4 protein-coding genes are annotated in these 4,891 nt (G+C 50.9%); 1 reads left to right on the forward strand and 3 read right to left on the reverse strand.

Going from position 1 to position 4,891, the window contains the following annotated elements; genetic code table 11:
• Positions 1-107: 107 nt before the first annotated feature.
• The 3 genes from fbaA to epd all read right to left on the reverse strand — a co-directional run bounded on the left by fbaA (position 108) and on the right by epd (position 3,518).
• A complete protein-coding gene (fbaA, locus tag ACSZO4_RS24585; protein WP_437891707.1) occupies positions 108-1,187 on the reverse strand; it encodes a class II fructose-bisphosphate aldolase in 1,080 nt (359 codons plus the stop codon).
• A gap of 99 nt (positions 1,188-1,286) precedes the next feature.
• Positions 1,287-2,450 (reverse strand): phosphoglycerate kinase, encoded by a 1,164-nt coding sequence (gene pgk, locus ACSZO4_RS24590; RefSeq protein WP_437891708.1) that lies wholly within the window; start codon positions 2,448-2,450, stop codon positions 1,287-1,289.
• A 48-nt stretch (positions 2,451-2,498) separates the two neighbouring features.
• Positions 2,499-3,518, reverse strand: coding sequence for an erythrose-4-phosphate dehydrogenase (epd, locus tag ACSZO4_RS24595; RefSeq protein ID WP_437891709.1), 1,020 nt, complete (start codon positions 3,516-3,518; stop codon positions 2,499-2,501).
• 448 nt (positions 3,519-3,966) lie between these two features.
• On the opposite strand from epd, the gene ACSZO4_RS24600 reads away from it, so the two are divergent.
• Positions 3,967-4,794, forward strand: coding sequence for an SPFH domain-containing protein (locus tag ACSZO4_RS24600; RefSeq protein WP_437891710.1), 828 nt, complete (start codon positions 3,967-3,969; stop codon positions 4,792-4,794).
• The last annotated feature ends 97 nt before the right edge of the window (positions 4,795-4,891 follow it).

The raw sequence follows: 4,891 nt of genomic DNA on the forward strand, positions 1-4,891 counted from the left end.
GGGCGGTTAAGATATCAAAAACCCGTTATCCGGTGAAACGCAGTGCCGCTCCGCTTAAGTGAACGGCATTATCCCGAAGGAAGCCTTTTTAAAATCATTCGGGAGGATTACAGAACGTCAACCGCGTTCAGTTCCTGGAATGCCTGCTCCAGACGGGTGATCATTGAAGTCTGAGCAGAACGCAGCCATACGCGCGGATCGTAGTATTTCTTGTTCGGCTGGTCTTCGCCTTTCGGGTTACCCAGCTGACCTTGCAGATACGCTTCGTTGGTTTTGTAGTAGTTCAGAATACCTTCCCAGGTTGCCCATTGGGTGTCGGTATCGATGTTCATTTTGATAACGCCGTAGCTTACGGAGTCTTTGATTTCCTGAGCGGTAGAACCGGAACCACCGTGGAATACGAAGTTCAGGCTGTTGTGCGGCAGGTTATGTTTCTTGCAAACATATTCCTGAGAGTCGCGCAGGATAGTCGGGGTCAGTTTTACGTTACCCGGCTTGTAAACGCCATGCACGTTACCGAAGGAAGCAGCGATAGTGAAGCGCGGGCTGATTGCGTTCAGTTTGGTGTACGCGTAATCAACGTCTTCCGGCTGAGTGTACAGTGCAGAAGCGTCCATGTGGCTGTTGTCCACGCCGTCTTCTTCGCCACCGGTGCAGCCCAGTTCGATTTCCAGGGTCATGCCGATTTTGTCCATACGCGCCAGGTATTTGGAGCTGATTTCGATGTTCTCTTCCAGAGACTCTTCAGACAGGTCGATCATGTGAGAAGAGAACAGCGGTTTGCCATGAGCAGCAAAGTATTTTTCACCCGCGTCCAGCAGACCGTCGATCCACGGCAGCAGTTTTTTCGCACAGTGGTCAGTGTGCAGGATAACCGGAACACCGTAGTGCTCAGCCATCTGGTGAACGTGATGCGCACCAGAGATAGCACCCAGAATAGCAGCGCCCTGAGGAACGTCGCTTTTCACGCCTTTACCGGCGATGAAAGCTGCGCCGCCGTTGGAGAACTGAACGATAACCGGTGCTTTAACTTTGGCAGCGGTTTCCAGAACGGCGTTAATGGAGTCGGTGCCCACGCAGTTAACTGCTGGCAGCGCAAAGTTGTTTTCTTTAGCTACCTGGAACACTTTCTGAACGTCATCACCAGTGATCACGCCCGGTTTTACGAAATCAAAAATTTTAGACATGTTTTCGAGTCCTGTTTCTGTATCTTCGACCGTTGGAAAAAAAGATCGCGAGCTTTACGCGCGCTGAAAAATGGGCAGGTTTCCCTGCCCTTTGAATGCTTACTTCTTAGCGCGCTCTTCGAGCATAGCGACTGCCGGCAGCACTTTGCCTTCCACGAATTCGAGGAATGCACCGCCACCAGTGGAGATGTAGGAAATTTTGTCAGCGATACCGAACAGGTCGATCGCTGCCAGGGTGTCACCACCGCCTGCAATGGAGAACGCGTCGCTGTCTGCGATAGCGTTAGCCACGATTTCAGTGCCTTTACGGAAGTTCGGGAATTCGAACACACCCACCGGGCCATTCCACAGGATAGTTTTAGCGTTTTTCAGGATTTCAGCCAGTTTTGCTGCGGATTCGTCACCCAGATCCAGACTTTGCTCATCATCTTTGATGTCGCTGACGGATTTCAGAGTAGCGGTTGCGGTTTCAGAAAACTCAGTTGCCACACGCACGTCAGTCGGTACCGGGATGTCGCAAGTGGTCAGCAGACGTTTGGCTTCGTCAACCAGGTCAGCTTCGTACAGGGATTTACCCACGTTATAACCCTGAGCGGCAACGAAGGTGTTAGCGATACCGCCACCGACGATCAGCTGGTCAGCAATTTTAGACAGTGAGTCGAGAACGGTCAGTTTGGTGGAGACTTTAGAACCACCGACGATTGCAACCATCGGACGTGCCGGCTCTTTCAGTGCTTTACCCAGCGCTTCAAGTTCGTTTGCCAGCAGCGGACCTGCACAGGCAACGTCAGCAAATTTGCCGATACCATGGGTAGAAGCCTGCGCACGGTGAGCCGTACCGAAAGCATCCATCACGAATACATCACACAGTGCCGCGTATTTTTTGGACAGGGTTTCGTCGTCTTTCTTCTCGCCTTTGTTGAAGCGAACGTTTTCCAGAACAACCAGTTCACCCGCCGCAATTTCAACGCCGTCAAGGTAGTCTTTAACCAGACGTACCGGGCTGGACAGTTTGTCTTTCAGGTAATTAACAACCGGCAGCAGAGAGTATTCTTCGTTGTACTCGCCTTCGGTCGGACGGCCCAGGTGGGAGGTAACCATCACTTTTGCACCCTGTTTCAGTGCCAGTTCGATAGTTGGCAGAGAAGCACGGATACGCGCATCGCTGGTCACTTTACCATCTTTAACCGGTACGTTCAGATCCGCACGGATGAAAACGCGTTTACCTGCCAGATCCAGATCGGTCATCTTAATTACAGACATGGTGAATCCTCTCAATGATTCATAAAGTTTTGCGGACGCAGATACGCCCTACCTGAAACCTTTAGCGGCCATTGCTAACGTCGTGTCCAGCATTCGGTTAGCAAAGCCCCATTCGTTATCACACCACACCAGGGTTTTAATAAGGTGTGAGCCACTGACCCGGGTCTGCGTGCCATCGACAATGGCGCTATGCGGGTCGTGGTTAAAATCAATTGAAACCAACGGTAATTCCGTATAGTCAACTATACCATGAAATGTTCCACGTGCTGCCTTTTGCAGCAAGGCATTGACTTCACTAGCTTTTACTGGTTTCTCAACCGTCACGCTTAAGTCAATGGCCGTCACATTTATGGTCGGTACACGCACCGCAATCGCCTCAAAACGGTCATGAAATTGCGGGAAAATACGGGTGATCCCCGCGGCCAGTTTCGTATCCACCGGGATTATCGACTGGCTGGCTGCGCGTGTACGACGCAAATCCGGATGGTAAGCATCAATCACTTGCTGATCGTGCATCGCTGAGTGGATGGTGGTTACCGTTCCCGATTCAATGCTAAAAGCATCATCAAGCAGCTTAATGACCGGAATAATACAGTTGGTCGTACAGGAGGCATTAGACACAATGCGGTCTTCGGCACGGAGATTCTCTTCGTTAACGCCAAATACCACCGTCGCGTCAAGATCGTTGCTGCCAGGATGGGAGAAAAGCACTTTTTTCGCACCCGCGGTCAGATGCGCTTCGCCGTCTTCACGGTTGCCATAAACGCCCGTGCAATCAAGTACCACATCAACGCCCAACTCCCGCCAGGGCAACTGCGCGATTTCACGTTCATGCAAAATGCGGATCGCGTCATCGCCAATATACAGCTGCTCACGTTCCTGATGCACATCCCATGCAAACCGCCCGTGGCTGGTGTCATACTTCAACAAATGGGCCATGCCTGCAGCATCGGCCAGTTCATTGATTGCCACCACGGTGACTTCCGCCCGTCGCCCGGATTCATATAAAGCACGAACCACGTTGCGCCCGATGCGACCGAAGCCGTTTATCGCTATGCGTACGGTCATAGATCTCCTGCAAAGCTAACCCATTCTGAAGTGGCTAACAGAGTAATGCAGCAACCTTCAGAGGGGAATCCTCGCCTGTCACAAACTACAACTGATTGATTATTTGTCGAACATTTAAACAACTGAAACGCTTCAGCTAGAATAAGCCAAACGCGGAATAAAAGGAATCCACGTCCAGCCCAGGTGCGCATTTATCTGACGTACGTCACACTTCCAAGGAATAATTCCTCAGTAAAAACGCAAGAAATGATGCCAGTCTCAGCAGGCTGATATGACGTAACGGCTCCAGCCTTCGCGACGGCAATAACTTCATCTGAATGTAATCTGAATTACTCTCCTCTGAGCCCGGTCCCAGCACTTCGCTATGCTATTGTCCCGGTTTTACTCAAGGATGACCTTTATGAAACAGAACCCTTTTAATATCTCCAGCCAGCGTAATAAAACGCTCATGCTTTCTGTTGTTGGGCTGGTTACCCTCTTTCTGCTCTTGCTCTCTTATTACACGATTAACGAGGGCGAAAGAGGCATTTTGCTACGCTATGGAAAAATCGTGAAAGTCGCCGAACCCGGCCTCGGGTTTAAAATCCCGTTTATGGAAGTGATAGAGAAGCTTTCCACGCGCAACCAGGCGGTGGTATATCAGGGGCTCCTGGCCTACAGCCGCGACCAACAACCCGCCAAAATGACCGTATCCGTTAGCTTTCATATTCCACCTACTGAAGCGAGTGCGGTGTATACCAATTACAAAACCATTGATGCCCTGAAAGAACGGTTGATCGTCCGCCAGCTCCCCACGCAACTGGAGAATGTGTTTGGTCAGTATACGGCGATCAGTGCCGTCCAGGATCGCACAAGGCTGGTTCAGGATCTGCAAAACGCAATGAAAAAAGCGGTAATTGGCCCGGTGATCATTGATAGCGTACAGATTGAAAATATTGATTTTTCCGATGCTTATGAGAAATCCATTGAAGACAGAATGAAAGCTGAAGTGGCTATCGCAACACGGAAACAAAATCTGGAAACAGAGAAAATTCAGGCGCAAATTGCCGTTACGCAAGCGCAGGCACAGGCGGAAAGCAAGCTGGCGACAGCCAAAGCCGAAGCGGAAACCATCCGTCTCAAAGGTGCAGCTGAAGCAGAGGCGATCCGTCTGCGCGGAGAGGCATTACGTGATAACCCAGGCCTTGTTAGCCTGACGACTGCGGAGCGTTGGGACGGAAAACTGCCGGAAACAATGATTCCAAACGGCACCGTACCTTTTATCTCAACGAAATAGTGAAAAAGGCCGCTTTCGCGGCCTCAGATTGCTGACGAACCCCACGTTTTTCGTGGGGTTTTGTTTTTGTAGCGACCGCAGGTCGCGATCGCGATAT

Origin of the sequence: Phytobacter sp. V91 (assembly GCF_965644225.1) — a bacterium.
Classification (GTDB): domain Bacteria; phylum Pseudomonadota; class Gammaproteobacteria; order Enterobacterales; family Enterobacteriaceae; genus CBFFRJ01.